This window comes from Thermoanaerobaculum aquaticum (assembly GCF_000687145.1).
In the GTDB taxonomy this organism is placed as follows: Bacteria; Acidobacteriota; Thermoanaerobaculia; order Thermoanaerobaculales; family Thermoanaerobaculaceae; genus Thermoanaerobaculum; species Thermoanaerobaculum aquaticum.
This window is the reverse complement of sequence record NZ_JMFG01000066.1, coordinates 1-281: the sequence shown is the minus strand read 5'-3', so window position 1 is coordinate 281 and position 281 is coordinate 1.

Below are 281 nucleotides of genomic sequence, written 5' to 3'. Positions count from 1 at the left end.
CAAGCAGCTCGTCACACCAGCTCGCCCGCCCACTCCAATCATCTTTTTAGCAAGGACCCTGCCAAAAACTGCGCCTTAGCAAGGTTTAGATGTGACGAAACCATCTCATCAACCAGGCGCAACCAATCCCAAAAGCACCCGTTCCTCCATGCGGTTGAGTTGGTACCCATCAGCGCTCCGTGCTAATCCTCCTAGGCGTGCGGTGCGCCCCACCAACGGGAAGCCTGACAGCACACCTCAAGCAGAGTCCGTTTTGCCGGGGTATAAGCGGTGGTTGCGCC